Source organism: Demequina mangrovi, from assembly GCF_000759715.1.
In the GTDB taxonomy this organism is placed as follows: Bacteria; Actinomycetota; Actinomycetes; order Actinomycetales; family Demequinaceae; genus Demequina; species Demequina mangrovi.
On sequence record NZ_BBLU01000024.1, the window covers coordinates 1 to 17,324 of the forward strand.

At 71.0% G+C, this 17,324-nt stretch carries 14 protein-coding genes; 9 read left to right on the forward strand and 5 right to left on the reverse strand.

The annotated features are described in order from the left end of the window. Positions 1–187: 187 nt before the first annotated feature. Positions 188–1,360: a 4-hydroxybenzoate 3-monooxygenase gene (locus tag TR42_RS13770; protein ID WP_042216916.1), complete on the reverse strand. Its 1,173-nt coding sequence runs from the start codon at positions 1,358–1,360 to the stop codon at positions 188–190. 89 nt (positions 1,361–1,449) lie between these two features. Next, positions 1,450–2,244: an IclR family transcriptional regulator gene (locus TR42_RS13775; RefSeq protein WP_236623449.1), complete on the reverse strand. Its 795-nt coding sequence runs from the start codon at positions 2,242–2,244 to the stop codon at positions 1,450–1,452. Between TR42_RS13775 and TR42_RS13780 the strand changes: the two genes are divergently transcribed. After that, positions 2,243–2,893 (forward strand): hypothetical protein, encoded by a 651-nt coding sequence (locus tag TR42_RS13780; RefSeq protein WP_042216918.1) that lies wholly within the window; start codon positions 2,243–2,245, stop codon positions 2,891–2,893. The genes TR42_RS13775 and TR42_RS13780 overlap by 2 nt on opposite strands. On the opposite strand, the gene TR42_RS13785 is transcribed toward TR42_RS13780, so the two are convergent. Continuing rightward, positions 2,884–3,801 (reverse strand): LysR family transcriptional regulator, encoded by a 918-nt coding sequence (locus TR42_RS13785; RefSeq protein ID WP_042216932.1) that lies wholly within the window; start codon positions 3,799–3,801, stop codon positions 2,884–2,886. The two genes, TR42_RS13780 and TR42_RS13785, sit on opposite strands and share 10 nt — an antisense overlap. Before the next feature lie 104 nt (positions 3,802–3,905). Here TR42_RS13785 and TR42_RS13790 point away from each other — a divergent pair, with 104 nt between their 5' ends. From TR42_RS13790 to TR42_RS13810, 5 genes are all read left to right on the forward strand, one after another. Next, positions 3,906–4,880, forward strand: a complete 975-nt coding sequence (locus TR42_RS13790) for an amidohydrolase family protein (protein ID WP_236623450.1) — start codon at positions 3,906–3,908, stop codon at positions 4,878–4,880. Between the two features lies 1 nt (position 4,881). Next, positions 4,882–6,225 (forward strand): protocatechuate 4,5-dioxygenase subunit alpha/beta, encoded by a 1,344-nt coding sequence (locus TR42_RS13795; RefSeq protein ID WP_074789546.1) that lies wholly within the window; start codon positions 4,882–4,884, stop codon positions 6,223–6,225. Beyond that, positions 6,222–7,199: a Gfo/Idh/MocA family oxidoreductase gene (locus tag TR42_RS13800; protein ID WP_201770809.1), complete on the forward strand. Its 978-nt coding sequence runs from the start codon at positions 6,222–6,224 to the stop codon at positions 7,197–7,199. The genes TR42_RS13795 and TR42_RS13800 overlap by 4 nt, the downstream gene beginning before the upstream one ends. Further along, positions 7,196–8,170 (forward strand): aldo/keto reductase, encoded by a 975-nt coding sequence (locus TR42_RS13805; protein ID WP_074789543.1) that lies wholly within the window; start codon positions 7,196–7,198, stop codon positions 8,168–8,170. The genes TR42_RS13800 and TR42_RS13805 overlap by 4 nt, the downstream gene beginning before the upstream one ends. Before the next feature lie 166 nt (positions 8,171–8,336). After that, entirely contained in the window at positions 8,337–11,786 is a 3,450-nt protein-coding gene (locus TR42_RS13810; protein WP_143059032.1) for a hypothetical protein, read from the forward strand. A gap of 16 nt (positions 11,787–11,802) precedes the next feature. Here the strand turns inward: TR42_RS13810 and TR42_RS13815 are convergent, their stop codons facing one another. Both TR42_RS13815 and TR42_RS13820 read right to left on the reverse strand, forming a co-directional pair. Then, the gene (locus TR42_RS13815) at positions 11,803–12,870 is read right to left on the reverse strand and encodes a hypothetical protein (protein WP_074789540.1); all 1,068 of its coding nucleotides are present in this window, start codon (positions 12,868–12,870) and stop codon (positions 11,803–11,805) included. 186 nt (positions 12,871–13,056) lie between these two features. Beyond that, complete coding sequence (locus tag TR42_RS13820; RefSeq protein ID WP_042216924.1) at positions 13,057–13,971, reverse strand: alpha/beta hydrolase; 915 nt, start codon at positions 13,969–13,971, stop codon at positions 13,057–13,059. A gap of 80 nt (positions 13,972–14,051) precedes the next feature. On the opposite strand from TR42_RS13820, the gene TR42_RS13825 reads away from it, so the two are divergent. The 3 genes from TR42_RS13825 (at position 14,052) to TR42_RS13835 (ending at position 16,933) form a co-directional block, all read left to right on the forward strand. Then, a complete protein-coding gene (locus TR42_RS13825) occupies positions 14,052–14,582 on the forward strand; it encodes a helix-turn-helix domain-containing protein (RefSeq protein ID WP_042216942.1) in 531 nt (176 codons plus the stop codon). Positions 14,583–14,679: 97 nt separating this feature from the next. Beyond that, entirely contained in the window at positions 14,680–15,225 is a 546-nt protein-coding gene (locus TR42_RS13830) for a PadR family transcriptional regulator (protein ID WP_042216926.1), read from the forward strand. 37 nt (positions 15,226–15,262) lie between these two features. Then, positions 15,263–16,933 carry an ABC1 kinase family protein gene (locus TR42_RS13835; RefSeq protein WP_042216928.1) on the forward strand — a complete coding sequence of 557 codons (1,671 nt, stop codon included), beginning with the start codon at positions 15,263–15,265 and terminating at the stop codon, positions 16,931–16,933. The last annotated feature ends 391 nt before the right edge of the window (positions 16,934–17,324 follow it).

The window sequence follows — 17,324 nt, forward strand, 5'->3', positions numbered from 1 at the left end:
ACAGGCGGCTCGTTTCGGAAGGCCCGGTCTCGTGAGAGGCCGGGCCTTCCGCGTTCCTGCGCACGATGCGGGGCTCAGCCTCCGCCTCCTGGTGGTGCATGGGTGCACGTTCCGGGCCTGGAACGTGCACTCAAGCACCACCGGGTGACCTAGCGCCAATGCGGGCGGGCGGTGCCGCCGGGCCGGCTCAGCCGAACGGCCACCCGGTGTAGGCCTCGGCCAGGTACGTCCGCCCGGCCTCGGACTCGACCACTGACCGCAGCTCGCCCAGCTGCCGATGCCGGTCGAAGTCGGTGGCGTCCGGCGCGACGTGCAGCATCGAGGTCATCCACCACGAGAAGTGCTGCGCCTTCCAGATCCGGTCGAGCGCGGCCTCGGCCCAGCCGTCGAGCGGCCCTTCATCGGACCGCAGCAGCAGCGCCTCGAGCGCGCGGGCGAGCAGCACCACGTCGGCGACGGCGAGGTTCATGCCCTTGGCGCCGGTCGGCGGCACGGTGTGCGCGGCATCGCCGACGATCGCGAGGCGGCCCTGTCGCAGGGTGCGCGCGACGAAGGACCGGAACCTCAGCACGTCGCGCTGGAAGATCGACCCCTCGTTCAGGGTCGTCCCCGGCACCCGCTTCTGCAGCGTGTCCCAGATCTCCGCGTCGCTCGGCGCCTGCGCATCGTCCGTCGGGTCGCATTGGAAGTACATCCGCTGCACCGTGGGAGAGCGCTGGCTGATGAGCGCGAAGCCGTCGGGGGAGTTGGAGTAGATGAGCTCGTCGGCGCTGGGCGGCGCCTCGCACAGGATCCCGAACCACGCGAACGGGTACTCGCGGAAGTAGCCGTCGTGCGATCCCGAGATCGCGCGGCGCACCACCGAGTGCGAGCCGTCGGCCCCCACCACGAAGTCGGCCTCGATCTCCAGGCCGGCCCCCGCATCGTCCACCGCGACCACGCGCGGCCGCGCCCCGGAGGCATCCTCGACCGCGGTCGCGGTCACCCCGAAGCGGATGTCCTGTCCGGCACCGATGCGCGCGGCGAGCAGGTCGCGCAGGGCCTCGTGCTGCGGGAAGAGCCAGACCGACCGCCCGGCGAGGCCGGGGAAGTCGATCCGATGCCCCGCGCCGTCGAAGCGCAGCTCGATGCCGTCGTGCCGCAGGCCGACGGTGTGGGCGCGCGAGCCCGGGATCGAGGCGAGCAGGTCGATGGTGCTCTGCTCGAGGATGCCGGCGCGGATGGTCTGCTCGATCTCGTCGCGCGAGCGCTGATCGATGACGACGGAGTCGATGCCGGCGGCGGCGAGCAGGTGCGACAGGATGAGCCCCGCGGGTCCCGCGCCGACGATGGCGACCTGGGTGCGGACGGTCGAGTTCATGATGTCTCCTTTGACACGATGACCCGCCCATGGTGCGGCCTCCCCCTGGCGCGAGGGATAGGAATCCCGTTCAACGGGACTCGAATGCGTCAGGAGGGCTCGGACAGCGCCCGCTCGACCTCGCGAGCGGCACGATGCAGCTCCTCGAGGGCCGGGCCCGGCGCCGCCTCGCGCGGCAGCACCACCGACAGCGCGGCCAGCGCCCGCCCGCCGCGATCGCGCACCGGGACGGCGACGCCGGTCGAGACCTCCTCGATGAAGCCGGGCGCGATCGCGTGCCCGAGCCGGCGCACCTCCGCGAGCTTGCGGCGCACGGCGGCCGCATCCGCCGGGGTCGCGGGGGTCAACCGGCTCAGCGGCCGCGCGAGCACCCGCTCCTGCACCTCGGGAGCGGCGAAGGCCAGCAGCGCGAGCCCCGAGGACGAGGCGTGGAGCGGCAGCCGTCCCGCGATCCGGGTGATGTTCGCCCCGGCCTGCGGATGGCTCAGCCGCTCGAGGAAGAGGGCCTCGTCCTGCTCGAGGATCGCGAGCTGCGTGTGCTCGCGCACCCGCGCCTGCACCCGCTCCATCGCCGGCAGCGCGGCCTGGCGGACGCGCAGCGGCAGCGACGAGCGCGTCGCGAGCTCCCACAGGCGGACCCCCACGCGCACGCGGCCCTCGTCGTCGCGGTCGAGCAGCCCGGCGGCGACCAGGTCGCCCACCACGCGGTGCGCGGTCGAGGGCGGCAGACCCGCTCGGCGCCCGATCTCGGCCGCGGTCTGCATCGTCCGCGTCGGGGTGAACGTCTCGAGCACCCGCACGAGACGGTCGGTCATCGAGTCGCCCGACGGGGAGTTCGCCACATCGGCAGGATGCCACAGCCCGCGGGGGTAGCCTCGGACCATGTCGACGGCGACTCCTACCTCCGGTACCTCCTGGGATGCGCTCAGCGCCGAGGCGGTCGCGGACCTCCTCGCGCCCAGCGGCGCCCGCTGGTGGCTCTCGGGCGGGGTCGCGCTCGACCGATGGCTGGGGCAGGCGATCCGCCCGCGCGAGAACGTCGACGTCAGCGCGTTGCCGGGCGACCTCGCGGCGCTCCTCGACGCGCTCCCGAGCACGCTCAGCGCGTGGGTGCCCGACGGCGAGGCGTTCATGCCGATCGCGCAGGCGGAGGACGATGCCGACCTCCAGCCGGTCCTCATCAGGGACGATGCGACGGGCGCCTGGGTGCTGCGGATCAACCTTGAGGACGGCGCACCGCGCGCCTGGGTCTACCGCCGCGACGCGCGCCTCCAGCTGCCGTGGGACCGGGCCGTGCTCGACATCGGCGGCATCCCGACGGGCGCGCCCGAGGTCCAGCTGGTGTGGAAGTGCTTCAGCCCCCGCCCCGAGGACGATGCCGACAAGGAGGCCGTGCTGCCGCGCCTGTCGGACGAGTCGCGTGCGTGGTGGGAGCGGGCGCTCCTCACCGTCCATCCGCATTCGTCGTGGACCATCCCCGTGCGCAGCCCGATGTTCCCCGCGAAGGCGAGCTGGAACCGCCCTCAGCGCTGAGCGTCGTCGGTGAACTCGCCGCTGCTCACCGCGCGCAGGGCGAGGCGCCGGAACCACCGCTGCGCGGGCGAGAGGTTCATCTCGCGCCGGGTGTAGAGCGCGACGGGCGAGCTGGTGCCCGGCCAGGGCAGGTCCGTCACCTCGAGGTCGGGGAACCAGCCGCAGAACACGTCGGCCACGTGGCGGGGGAGCAGGGCGACGAGGTCCGTCGCGGCGAGCACCGCGGGGACCGTCGAATGCTCCTCGACCGTGAGCGCGACGCGCGGCGTGAGGCCGTGCTCGACGAGCGCCTGCGTGGGGAACACGTGGCCGCCGCGCGCGGAGACCCGGATGAAGCGGCGTCCCGCGAACATGCCGGGCCCGGTCGGCGGCAGGGGGTGCGCGCGCGAGGTGAGCGCGACGTACTCGACGCCGCGCACCGGCGTGCGCCAGAGCCGTGCGGTGTCGAGCACCGAGACGGTGATCGCGACGTCGATCGCGCCGCGCACCAGCTCCTCCTCGGCGTGCTCGGCGTCGAGGCGCCTCACCACGAGGTGGGGCGTGGCGCCCTCGCGGGCGAGGGAGGCCACGATCGGCGGCAGGAAGGTCTGCTCGCCGATCGACGTAAGCCCCAGCGCGAGCTCGCCGTCGAAGCCTGCGGCCACGAAGTCGGCGCTGTCCGTCACCGTCGCGTCGATCTGGGCGAGCGCCTCGTGCAGGGGGCCGAAGAGCTGCGTCGCGCGGGGCGTCGGCACCATGGTGTTGCCCTCGCGGCGGAACAGGTCGTCGCCGAAGCGCTTGCGCAGGCGCGCGAGCGTGTAGCTGACCGTCGGCTGCGTGACGTGGAGGCGCTCGGCGGCGCCGGTGAGGCTGCGCATCTCGTAGAGCACCACGAAGGTGCGGAGCTGGTTGAGGTCGGCCGGCGACACCATCGATCCTCTCTATGCGGCGCTGCTGCAGAATCTATTGGACCACAGTCGGTCGCGGGCCTACAGTCGGAGGCAGAGACCCACCAGTGACAAGGACGCCACTCGTGATCAAGGACTTCCCCGGCCATGACACGCACGCCCCGGCTCGCCACGGCGAGACGACGGGCGGCTTCGACAAGTCCCCGGGCTGGCTCGACTGGTACGACGGCCCGTCGGAGCCGACGTTCCGTCTCCCTGCCGGCGCGGTCGACGCCCACTGCCACGTCTTCGGCCCAGGCGAGGACTTCCCCTTCGCCCCGGAGCGCAAGTACACGCCGTGCGACGCCTCCGCGGCGCAGCTGTTCGCGCTGCGCGACCGCCTCGGCTTCGAGCGCAACGTCATCGTCCAGGCGACGTGCCACGGCGCCGACAACCGCGCGCTCGTCGACGCCCTCCGCCGCAGCGAGGGCCGGGCCCGCGGCGTCGCGACCGTCCGCCGTGACGTCACGGGCGAGGAGCTCGCGGAGCTCGACGCCGCCGGCGTCCGCGGCGTGCGCTTCAACTTCGTCAAGCGGCTGGTGGACCGCGTGCCCACCGACTCCCTCGAGGAGATCGTGGCCAAGATCGCCCCGCTCGGCTGGCACGTGGTCATCTACTTCGAGGCCGAGGACCTCCCCGCGCTCTACGACTTCTTCTCCGCCATCCCCACGGACGTCGTCGTCGACCACATGGGCCGCCCCGACGTCACCAAGGACGTGGACGGGCCGGAGTTCGGCCTCTTCCTGCGCTTCATGCGCGAGAACCCGAACGTGTGGACCAAGGTGTCGTGCCCCGAGCGGCTCAGCGTCACCGGCCCGCGCGCGCTCGACGGCGAGCAGCACGCCTACACCGACGTGGTGCCGTTCGCCCGACGCGTGGTCGAGGACTTCCCCGACCGCGTGCTGTGGGGCACCGACTGGCCCCACCCCAACCTCAAGGACCACATGCCCGACGACGGGCTGCTGGTCGACTACCTCCCGCGGATCGCCACCACCCCCGAGCTGCAGCAGAAGCTGCTGGTCGACAACCCCCAGCGCCTGTACTGGCCGGAAGGAGCATGACATGGCACTCGACAAGCCCTACAAGGACATCCCCGGCACCATCATCTTCGACGCCGAGCAGGCCCGGAAGGGATTCCACCTCAACCAGTTCTCGATGTCGCTGATGAAGCCCGAGAACCGCGAGCGGTACCTCGCCGACCGCGCGGCCTACCTCGACGAGTGGCCGCTGAGCCCCGCGCAGCGTCAGGCCGTGCTCGACATGGACCTCAACGCGATGATGGCCGAGGGCGGCAACATCTACTTCCTCAGCAAGATCGGCGCGACGCACGGCCTGAGCTTCCAGCAGATGGCCGGGTCGATGACCGGCATGAGCGAGGCCGCGTACCGCGACATGATGATCGGCGGCGGCCGCCGCCCCGAGGGTGTGCGCCTCAAGGACCTCGACGGGTGGACGCCGCCGTCCAACGAGAAGGCGACCACGATGCGCGAGGACGCCCCCGCGTGCTACACCTCGGCGCTCTTCACCTCGCACGTCCCCGCGATCGGTGCGGCGATGGACCTCGGCAAGACCGAGGAGCCGTACTGGAAGAAGCTCTTCGCGGGCTACGAGTGGACGCGGAGGTGGATCAAGGAGAACACGCCCGACGTCATCATCCTCATCTACAACGACCACGCCACGGCCTTCGACTCGACCATCATCCCGACCTTCGTGCTGGGCACCGGCGCTCACTATCCGGTCGCCGACGAGGGCTACGGCCCGCGCCCGGTGCCGGACGTCTACGGCCACCCGGAGCTCGCGGCGCACATCGCGCAGTCCGTGATCCAGGACGACTTCGACCTCACGCTCGTCAACGAGATGGTGGTCGACCACGGTCTCACGGTCCCGCTCTCGCTCGTCTTCGGCGACGTGGACGAGTGGCCGTGCAAGGTCATCCCGCTGCCCGTCAACGTGGTCCAGTACCCGGTGCCCTCGGGCCGCCGCTGCTACGAGCTCGGCAAGGCGATCCGCCGCGCGCTCGACAAGTGGGACGGCGAGCCGCTCAACGTGCAGATCTGGGGCACCGGCGGCATGAGCCACCAGCTCCAGGGGCCGCGCGCCGGCCTCATCAACGAGGAGTGGGACAACGCCTTCCTCGACCACCTCATCGCCGACCCGCTGGGCCTCACCGAGTGGCCGCACATGGAGTACGTCGACGAGGCCGGATCCGAGGGGATCGAGCTGGTGGACTGGCTCATCGCCCGCGGCGCGATGGATGATCAGTTCGAGGGCGGCGCCCCCAGCGTCGACCACCGCTTCTATCACGTGCCCGCATCGAACACCGCGGTCGGCCATCTGGTGCTGAGCAACCCCGTCGCTCAGCCCGCACCGGTCGCCGAGGAGCTGCCGCAGGAGGTCCATGCATGACCAGCGACAAGATCCGCATCGCCGTCGTCGGCGCCGCCGGCGCCTTCGGGATGAAGCACCTCGACGGGCTTCAGCACATCGCGGACGCCGAGGTGACCGTGGTGAGCGGGACCAGGCCCGAGCCGACGCAGGCGGTCGCGGAGAAGTACGGCGTCCCCACCGCGGTGCTGAGCTACGAGGAGGTCCTCGAGCGCGACGACGTCGACGCGGTCATCCTCGCGACCCCGACCGGACTGCACGCCGCCCAGACGCAGGCGGCGCTCGCGGCGGGCAAGCACGTGCAGGTCGAGATCCCGCTCGCGGACTCGCTCGCGGACGCCGAGGCCACGCTCGCGGCGGCTGAGGCGTCCGACCGGGTCGCGATGGTGGGCCACACCCGCCGCTTCAACCCGTCGCACCAGTGGGTCCACCAGCGGATCGCCGAGGGTGGCTTCGGCATCCAGCAGATGGACGTCCAGACGTACTTCTTCCGTCGCACCAACACCAACGCCAAGGGCGAGCCGCGCTCGTGGACCGATCACCTGCTCTGGCACCACGCCGCGCACACCGTGGACCTCTTCGCGTATCAGGCCGGGCGCATCGTCCAGGCGAACGCGATCGAGGGCCCGATCCACCCCGAGCTCGGCATCGCGATGGACATGTCCATCCAGCTCAAGGCCGAGTCGGGGGCGATCTGCACGCTGTCGCTGTCCTTCAACAACGACGGACCCTTCGGCACGTTCTTCCGCTACATCGGCGACACCGGCACGTACATCGCCCGCTACGACGACCTGGTCGACGGCCGGGAGGAGCCCATCGACGTCTCGCAGGTCGCGGTGAGCATGAACGGCATCGAGCTCCAGGACCGCGAGTTCATCGCGGCGATCCGCGAGGGGCGCGAGCCGAACTCCTCGCTGCGCCAGGTGATCGACTGCTACCGCGTGCTCGGGAGCCTCGAGGAGCAGCTCGCCGCGCATCAGGAGCAGCCCGCGTGACCCTCCCGCGCATCGGTCTGGGCTGCATGGAGCTCAGTCACGCGTACGGCGTGGCGCCGCCGCCCGAGGAGGGTGAGCGGATGCTGCGGGCGGCTCTCGACGACGGTGTGCGGCTGCTCGACACCGCCACGCTCTACGGCGGCGGTCGCAACGAGGAGCTGGTCGGGCGCGCCCTCAGGGGGCGGAGGGACGATGCGGTGCTCGCCTCCAAGGGCGGCATGGCGATGGTCGACGGGGTCAAGACGATCGACGGGCGCCCCGACACTCTGCGCGCGCAGGTCGACGCGTCGCTGACGCGCCTCGGCGTCGAGCGCATCGACCTCTACTACCTGCACCGCTGGGACAAGACGGTCCCGATCGCGGAGAGCGTGGGCGCGCTCGCCGAGGCGGTCGAGGCGGGCAAGATCGGCGCGATCGGGCTGTCCGAGGTCTCGGTCGCGCGCCTGCGCGAGGCGGTCGAGGTCGCGCCCATCGCCGCCGTCCAGAACGAGTACTCGCTGTGGAGCCGCAACCCCGAGCTCGGCATGCTCGAGGCGACCCGCGAGGCGGGCGTCTCGCTCGTCGCCTTCTCCCCGGTGGCGCGCGGCTTCCTCGCGGGAGCCGTGGACGACCCCGACGCGCTCGCGGCGAAGGACATCCGCCGGAACATGCCCCGCTTCCAGCCGGACCACTGGCCGGCCAATGCTGCGCTGCTGCCGGCCTGGCGCGCGCTCGCGGCCGAGGCGGGGTGCACGCCCGCGCAGCTCGCGCTCGCCTGGGTGCTCTCGCGCGGCCCGCACGTGGTCGCGATCCCAGGCACCACGCGTCTCGACCACCTGCGCGAGAACCAGGCGGCCGAGACGCTCGCGGTGGACGATGCGCTCCTCGCCCGCGCGGGCGAGCTCATCGACACGGCCACCGTGTCGGGGCCTCGCTACAGCGCCGCGCAGTCCGACGAGGTCGACGCGGAGGCCTTCGCGACCGCCGGCTGACGGTCTCCGGCCCCTCGGCGCGCACGCCTGAGCGGAGCGCATGCCGGCCACCGCCGCTCAAGATGCCTCCGGCACCTTGCGGCGCGACAATGGGGTGGTGCGCGATGCGTCGACGCACGACCGTGAGCCGTGCGCCGGACCTCCGCACCGACGAGGGGCGGACATCATGGGCGATGGCAACGCGAAGGCGGACAAGAGCTCCGCGAAGGGCGCGACGCGCGCGTCCGAGGTCGACGAGCGCGAGTCGAGCGGCGCGTGGGAGTGGACGCGTGAGTCGCTTCGCGACGAGATCGTGCAGCGGCGGCGCGCGGCGCCCGTGACGGAGGCTGCGAAGGCGCGGAAGGGCTTCGCGCTCACCGGGGAGGCCGCACGCAGGTACGCCCTCCTGCGCGGCACGCAGCGAGGGTTGCCGGATCTTTCGGTCGCCGCGGTGCAGAGGGCGGCTGTGGACCGGACGCTGACGCAGGTCGTCGCCGGTCATCGGTGCGCGCTCGGCCTGATCCGCGAGCACGGCGCAGACGAGAGCGCGGGGAAGGATGATCCCGAGCCGCTGGTGCCGCGCAGTCTTAAGGTAGGCGTCGCGGCGTCCGTCGCGCAGGAGTTGGGCGTCGACCCGACGCCGGGTTCGATCCGCGAGATCGAGTACGGCGCGATCGCGTCGTGGGCCCGGTTGCCGGTCTCGCTGACGGCGCCGCGCGATGACGCGACCGGTCGATGGGGGGCGCGCCTGAGGGATCGCCTCGCGCAAGCCGCCACAGCGCCGCGCTCCTCCGCAGAACAGGGTGGTTCGGGGAACGAGCCGACCGAGCCTCGCGCCGAACGTGTGGATGGGGCGAAGGCCGGCGCGAAGGCGGAGCACAAGCAGCTTGCGCCTGACTGGAACGGTGAGCGTAGGGCGTTCAGGGCCGCGGTGAACGCTCGGGTCGACGCGGAGCTCGCCGGTTCCCAGGCGTGGGGGGATGTCTTCCCCTCCGCGCTCACCGACCGTCGGCAGACCGGTCTCTACGAGTCCATCGGCTCGGCGGGTGGGGCGCGTCAGGCGCTCGAGGGCCCCGCCGACGTCACCGCCTTCTACGACTTCCACGACCTGCGCATCGCGTGGACCCCGGTCTGGACGGAGATCCTCGATCAAGGGGCTTTCGACCTCGCGTCACAGCCGCCCGAGACTGTCCGCGATCTTCTGTCCCCGCTCGGCGCTGGAGCGTGGCAGGCGTACGTCGCGTTCATGCAGGATCTGGGTGAGGACCTGAGCGAGATCATCAGGGACGCCTCTCGGTACCAGCTCTGGAACATCTGGGCTGAGATCCGCGGAGCGGGAGAGTCCGCACGGAGCTACTCGCCCGAGTACTGGAACTTCGCCGAGGAGCAGGCGTCGATCGGCTGGCCCTTCAAGAGCGGCGTCGTGGCCGACATGAAGAAGGCGGCTGACACATCGGCCGGGTCGAGCCCGGAGCTGCGGCAGAAGATGGCCGCGCTCGACCGTGAGAGGGGCGTCGCGCTCAAGGCCGAGTGGACCGCCAAGGTGCGCGCCGTGCTCGAGGGCGATGAGTCGAGCGTGACCTACCTGCCCTCGACTGTTGCGCGCGACTACCCGTTCGGCGTCTTCGCCCCCGGGTCGGTCAACTACGGGCTCAACTTGACGTATCGCCAGACCTGGCGGCCCACCACGTGGCAGGTCGGCGATCTGGTCAGCACCATCCCGCTCGCCCCCAAGGAGTCCCGGCGCTATTCGAAGAAGGTCCACGTCACCAAGAAGCGGTCCCGCAAGGAGGTCGACAACGCGCTGACGGTGAAGCGCAGCGAGGACTCGTCACAGACGCGGACCGAGGGTGACATCGTGCAGCGGGCCAAGGAGAACACGAGCTTCTCCGCCACCGCGAGCTCGGGCTTCCAGGTCGACATCGGGGAGATCGGCGGGAACGCGGGCGGGTCGACCACCTTCCAGACGGGTGCCGACAAGGAGTCGGCGGAGACCAAGAAGAAGCTGAGGGACTCGATCGCCAAGGCGGCGCGCGAGATCAAGGAGGAGCACAAGGTCGAGGTGACCACCGAGCACGCCACCGACACGGAGTTCACCGAGGCCGGGGAGATCCTCAACCCGAACGAGGAGATCACCGTCACCTACCTGTTCTTCGAGCTCCAGCGCCGGTATCAGGTGACCGAGGCGCTCCACGCGGTCGACGGTGTGGTGATGGTCGCCGAGGACGTCCCACGGGCCGCGGAGATCGACTGGGGATTCGTCAGCGACCACGCCTGGATCCTGCGTCGTGTCCTGCTCGATGACGGCTTCGCTGCGGCGATCGACTGCGCGATCGAAGGCTATGACGCGATCGACTCCGTCGTGACCGCGCTCGAAGAACGACGTGAGGCGGTCCAGAAGCTGCTGAGCGGTGCCGTCGCCGCTCTCAAGGCCGAGGAGGCCACCGCGACCTTGACGGAGGCGCAGGTCAACGCCAACGCCGCGATGCTGCACTCGCTCATGGGGCGCGACGAGTCAGTGATCGAGGATGTCTTCGAGGGTTTCTTCGGCGGTGGGGAGGGGACCAGGATCAGCGCCTTCGAAGCGCGCGTCGACGAGGGGAAGGAGCGGCTCGCCGGCATGCGACAGCGACTGCGCCGCGCTCGCGACGAGGTTGCGATCCAGCGCAATGCTCTGGACCGCGCCGTGGAGGCCTACAACCAGGGGAAGCTGGAGGCGGGGCGGAAGGTCCGCAGCGTCGAGGGGCTATGCCGCCACATCCGCGACAACATCCTCTACTACATGCAGGCGATCTGGGCGCACGAGCCGGCAGACCAGCGGTACATGCGGCTGTTCGACAAGCAGGTCCCGTTCGTCGACTATCCCGCGGACGGCGAGCTCGTCATTGTCCGGGTGATCGACGACCGGGGGACTCTCGACGCCCTCGCCAGCGACGCGACCATAGAGGTCCTGCTCCCGCCGCCGGCCCAAGCGACCGAGCGGAGCCTCGACGAGATCGCTGACCTCAACCGGCTGCTGGGCTTCAAGGGCAACTACCTCATCTTCCCGCTGCGCAAGGCGAACTACCTGACGGCGTACATGATGCAGAGCTTCGTGGGGGGCGCCCTGGACGCGGCTGCCTCTCTCCCGGCTAGCAGGCTCACCGCCGGTTCGCTCGTCGACGGAGGCGCTCCGACAGCCGGGATCCTCGCGCAGGGCGCGGTCCTTCGGGACCCGGACCCCGACCTCGGTGCGAAGCACCCCGAGCTCGTGAGCCTGAGCGACAGCGTGCGGGCCAGCGCCATGGACGCAGAGGAGAAGGAGGAGTACCTCTCGACGCTCGAGCAGGTGCTGGCGGACGGTCTGCTCGCGACCGACCGTGCGCCCGACGACATCATCGTCCCGACCGACCAGCTCTACATCGAGGCGCTTCCCGGACGGCACCCGGTTCTCGAGGAGTTCAAGCTCCGCCACCGGATGCTCGACGCCGAGCGCGTCGAGGTCGAGATCCATACTGCACGGATCGACGCTCTCCGCAGCGAGATGCGTGTGCGGCGCCTCGACTTCGACGATCCGGATGCCGACAAGTACGTACGGGTCATCACGGATCAGCCCAGGAACATGGATTCGATGCACATCGGGGTGGAGGCGGACTAGGCGACGCGGTCTGCGCCTAGTGTCGTGGGTCGCCCTCGAGGCGTCGGACCCCCGGACCGCTCTGCGGCACGATCGGGCGGCGAGGGCGGGTGTCGAGGATGTCGGCGAGCGGCTCGAGGAAGCCGATCCCGGATCGCCGTTCCAGTCCCCGGGGGGAGATGCTCACCTCGTCGGCGGTCACCGACATCATGTCCGGCTGGCCCCACGACACACGTTGCAGTCGCAGATTCTCGATTCGCGTGCCGCGCCGGGCCTGTTTGGCCAATCGATCACGCATTTCCTGGTGCGCCTGAGCCAGGTCGGTGAACGAGGGGCCTGCCGCCGCCTCTTCCTCGACGGCCGCAGGGTCGATGCCCAGCTGCTGCAGGGTGGCGGCCAGCTCGGCCGCGCGACGCTGCATCAGCGGGACCCGGGGCTGGCCGGCGATGTCCTTCGCCTTCTGCACCGCGATCTTCCGTGCCTTGCCGCGTACCCGTTCGAAAAGCGCCGCAACGGCTTTGTCGCTCGCACCGCCATGCGTCTGCACGTCACCCACCGCGTTGACCGCGTCTGCAATGTCATCGAGCGGCGCGTGAACCGTGAGTTCCTTCAACCGCTCGTCGATACGCGTCTCCTGCCCCCTTCCAAGCGCGGCGAGGCGTGCATCCGCGACGTCGCCCTGTCGCATCGCCTGAAGCCCCGCTGCCTCGGCGATGCCCTGCTCCGATGCTCTCCTGAACTCGTCGGAGAACGTTGAGCGGCGCTGCTGCCCTCGGGGAACGATCGGTCGTCGGAGCGTGGGGAGGATGCTGTCGACGGTCTGGTCGAAGCTGACGGGAACGCGTCGCTCGACGCCCTGGGGCGTCGAGGTCACCTCGATCGCCTCGACGTGGATCAACCCGCGCGACCTCCCCGCCACCTCGGTCACCTCGATGCTCTCGAACCGGGGTTCGGGTGCGCGTGCCCTCGCCAACCGGCCGAACATGATCCGGCGCGCAACCGTGGCCGCGCTCGGAGGTGCGTCCGGCGGGGCCTGCTCGTCGCCGATCGATCGATCGCCCACGTCGCGTGCTGCGCCAGATCCCGGAGTGGACGGCCCGCTCATCGCGCCTCCTCGCCTGCGTGCGGCCAGACGGCGTGGGTGTCGGGATACGCCTCCGCGTCGCGACGGCACCGTCGTCTGCGCGGGCAGGCGTTCGCGTGTGGCCGCGCGCCCTTTCAGGCTACGCCTGGCGGCGGGCGCTTCGCCCGCCAGGTCGACGCGGAGGCCTTCGCGGCCGCCGGCTGACGGTCAGCGCGTCGCGGGCATCCGAGCGAGCCACGCGTCGACGCGACCCTCGACCTCGGCGGCGATGGGCTGGAGCGCCTGCTTGCGGTAGCGCTGGACGTTCGAGACGGCGGCGGGCTCGTGGCGCAGGATGTGGTCCACGTCGGGGACGAGGTGCGTCTCCGCGGTGGGCGCCGCGGCGCGGATGGCCTCGAGATCCGCGGGGTCCACCTGGACGTCCTTCTCGCCGGTGAGGGCGAGCACGGGGACGGAGAGGCGGTCCAGCGCGGGTCGGGGGTCGTAGGCGAGGAACTCACGCATCCACCTCGCGTTGACGCGCGCCCCCTGGATGCGCTCCACGTCGCCGGTGGAGGCGCGCAGCCGGTCCAGAGCCTTGCGCTGCTGCTTGACCACGTCGGTGCGCGTGAGCCGCAGCACCACCTGCGCGAAGCGCGGGAGCCCGCGCGCGACCTGCGGTGCCTGCCAGAGCAGCGTCTCCTCGCCGGTCTTGGCGGTCGCGGCGAGGAGGATCGCGCCCGCGACGTCGTCGTTCTCCGCCGCGAGCTCGGCTGCGAACGAGGCGCCGAGGCTGTGCCCGATCACGATCACCGGGCCCGTCTCGGGACGCGCCTGCAGCCAGGCGAGCGCGGCGCGCGCGTCCGCGAGCTCGTCCCAGAAGCCGGTCGGGAGGTACTCGCCCGTCGAGCCGCCGACCCCGCGCTTGTCGAAGCGCAGCGTGGCCCAGCCCTGCGCCTCGCACATCCCCGCGAGGTCGCGGCTCACGTGGAGAGGGACGCGCTTGGCGTCGCCGTCGCGGTCGAGCGGCCCGGAGCCGGCGAGGATCAGCGCCGCGGGGAAGGGGCCGGGGCCGCTCGGGGAGGTGAAGGTGGCCGCGAGCGTCGCTCCCGCGACGTCGATCGTGGTCTCGGTGACGGTCATGGCGGCCCCTCCGGTGCGTTCATTGATCTCGACTCCGATAATGCTATCGAGAATGGGAGCAATCCGCTACGGTGATGCTCATGACCGCCGACAAGAGCGACCTCGTCCTCCACCCCGTGCGGCTGCGCATCGTGCTCGCCTGCGCATCCGGGGACGTGACGGCGCGCGAGCTCGCGGAGCGCCTGCCCGACATCCCCCACGCGACGCTCTATCGGAACCTCGCGATGCTCGTCGACGCCGAGATCGTCACCGTGGTCTCGGAGCGACGCATCCGCGGCGGCGTCGAGCGGACGCTCAGGCTCGTGGAGGGGGCGGCGGGTCTCGACGCGGCCGATGCGGCGCGCATGTCCATGGACGAGCATCGGCGCGGCTTCGCCGTGTTCGCCGGCGCGCTCATCGGAGCGTTCGCCCGCTACACCGACCGGCCGGACGCGAGCCCGGCCGAGGATCCGGTCGGGTACCGGCAGGCGGCCCTCTGGCTCGACGACGGCGAGTACCGCGCGATGACCGAGGCTCTGAGGGAGGCGCTCGCGCCCTTCCTCGCGCTGGGCGAGGGCCCGGGGCGTCGACGGGTGCTCCTCAGCACCGTCGTGATGCCCGACGCGGACTGAGCCTTCCGCGGGCCTCCCTGTTGCGCATCGTCCCGTGCGGAGCGACACTAGCGATATATCGTTCGCGCTCGCGGCGATACATGTCGAGGAGGTCGCCATGACGACGTCGTTCCGCAAGGAAGGCGGAGGATTCAACGCCAGCGCCCCGATGGACGCGATGTGGGAGGCCATGGACCAGCTCAAGGCGGGCTTCGACCGCCGGGTGGGCGTGCGCATGGGCCGCGGGGACGTCCGCGCGGCCGTGCTCGTGCTGCTCGCCGAGGAGCCGATGCACGGCTACCAGATCATCCGGGAGATCGAGGCGCGCACCGACGGCAGGTGGAAGCCCAGCGCGGGCTCCGTCTACCCGACGCTCCAGATGCTCGCCGACGAGGGCGTGGTCACGACCGAGATCGTCGAGGACCGGAAGGTCTACACGCTGACCGAGGCCGGACAGGACGAGGCCGCCTCCGCGACCGCGCCGTGGGTCCGCGAGGACGCGGACGGCAACCACTTCGGGGGACCCGTGCCCAAGGCGGGCTTCGAGCTCGCTCAGGCCGCGGCTCAGGCCGCGCGCGCCGGCACCGCAGAGCAGCAGGCCGAGGTGGCCGAGGCCCTCGATGCCGCCCGCCGTAAGATCTACATGATCCTCGCGCAGGACTGAGACCGCTCGCCCGAGGCGCCGGGATCGAGGAGAGCCGATGCCCGACGCCCAGCACGATCGCGCCCGCTATCGCCGCATCCTGCGCTTCGCGGCCTGGCACCTGATCGTCACGTGGTGGTACGAGTTCCTGCTGCCGCGCATCGGGCTCGGGCGGATCGCCGACCGCACCCGCACCGCGCGCATGCACACGGTCGCGCGGCGCTTCCGGGCGCTCGCCGTGGAGCTCGGCGGGCTGATGATCAAGCTCGGCCAGTTCCTCTCGACGCGCCTCGACGTGCTGCCGCCCGAGATCACCAAGGAGCTCGAGGACCTGCAGGACGAGGTCCCGGCCGCGCCCTTCGACCAGATCCGTGCGCTCGCGGAGGCCGACCTGGGCGTGCCGCTCGATCAGGTCTACGCGTCGGTCGACGAGGAGCCCGTCGCCTCGGCCTCGCTCGGGCAGGTCTACCGCGCGCGGCTCGCGACCGCGGATCGCGGGATCGTCGGGTACGAGCGGGTCGTGGTGAAGGTGCAGCGTCCCGGCATCGCGGACATCATCGCGGTCGACCTCGCCGCGCTCCGGCGGGTCGGATGGTGGCTGAGCCGCTTCCGCGCGATCTCGCAGCGGGTCGACATGCCGGCGCTGGTCGAGGAGTTCGCGCGCACCAGCCGCGAGGAGGTCGACTACCTCCATGAGGCGCAGAACGCGGAGCGCTTCGCCGCGAACTTCGCGGGCGACGCACGCGTGCGGGTGCCGCAGATCGTGTGGGAACGCACCACGCGCCGGGTGCTCACCCTCGAGGACGTCTCCGCGATCAAGATCACGGACATCGACGGGTTGAAGGCGGCGCGCATCGACCCCAAGGCGGTCGCGGCGGTCTTCGCGTCGGTGATGTTCGACCAGTTCTTCGAGCACGGCTACTTCCACGCGGATCCGCACCCCGGCAACCTCTTCGTCGAGCCGACGCCATCGGGGGACGGCTTCGCGCTGACCTTCGTCGACTTCGGCATGATGGGTGAGATCCCGGTGCGGCTGCGCAACGCGCTGCGGTCGCTCATCATCGCGTCGGCCTCCCGCAACGGACGCGGCATGGTGGACGCGATGCAGGAGGCCGGCGTGCTGCTTCCCGGCGCGGACACCGTCGAGCTCGAGCGCGCCATGACAGAGGTGTTCGCGCGCTTCGGGGGGATGGGCTTCGCGGAGCTGCGCGAGATCGACCCCCGCGAGTTCCGCCGCTTCGCGCTCGAGTTCGGCGACCTCATGGTCACGATGCCCTTCCAGATGCCCGAGAGCTTCCTCCTCCTCATGCGCGCCGTCTCGCTCACCTCGGGCATGGGCAGCTCGCTGGACCCCGGCTTCAACGCGTGGGACACCGTCGAGCCCTATGCGCGGAAGCTGCTCCGCGAGGAGTCGCTCCACGTCGTCGGAGATGTGAGACGTCAGGCGATCGAGGCCGCCGGGATCGCGTGGCGCATGCCCAAGCGGATCGACAGCGTCCTCGGCAAGCTCGAGGACGGCACCGTCGCGGTGAGCGTCCCGCACCTCGAGAACGCGCTCGACCGCGCGGAGAAGACGGTCAAGCGGTTGGTCTCCGCGCTGATCTTCTGCGCGATGCTCGTGGCGGGCGCGCGCCTCCATGCGGACGCGCCGGGCTGGGGAGCCGTGCTCATGCTGGGCTCCCTCGTGCCGCTCGCGCACGTGGTCTTCGGGCGCCGGCGCCCGCGCTGACCGTGGAGCGCGAAGATTTCTCAGGCATTTTCGGCGCACGATGCCGCGTGCGGGGCGCCGTAGCGCTGCGTCCGCGCCCGCTACCAGGGAGAACGGCTGCGACACGCCCGAGATCCGCGTGATTTGACGGTGCCGTGCGGCCCGCGTAATGTTTTCACCTGTCGCCGACAAGGAACGCGCCAGGCAGGGACTGAACAAGGACCTGCAGGAGACGCCCCGGTGACACGATCCGATGGAAGCGGCGGACACTCACGTGTCCCGCACCACTCGAAGGATCACCGACGAACTCTTGGACGTTCATCATCTGGAAGATCAGGCCGAAATCGCCGATTTGACAGTGAATTCCGAAGAGAGTAAGTTAGAAGGGTTGCCCCGAACGAGATCCTGGTAA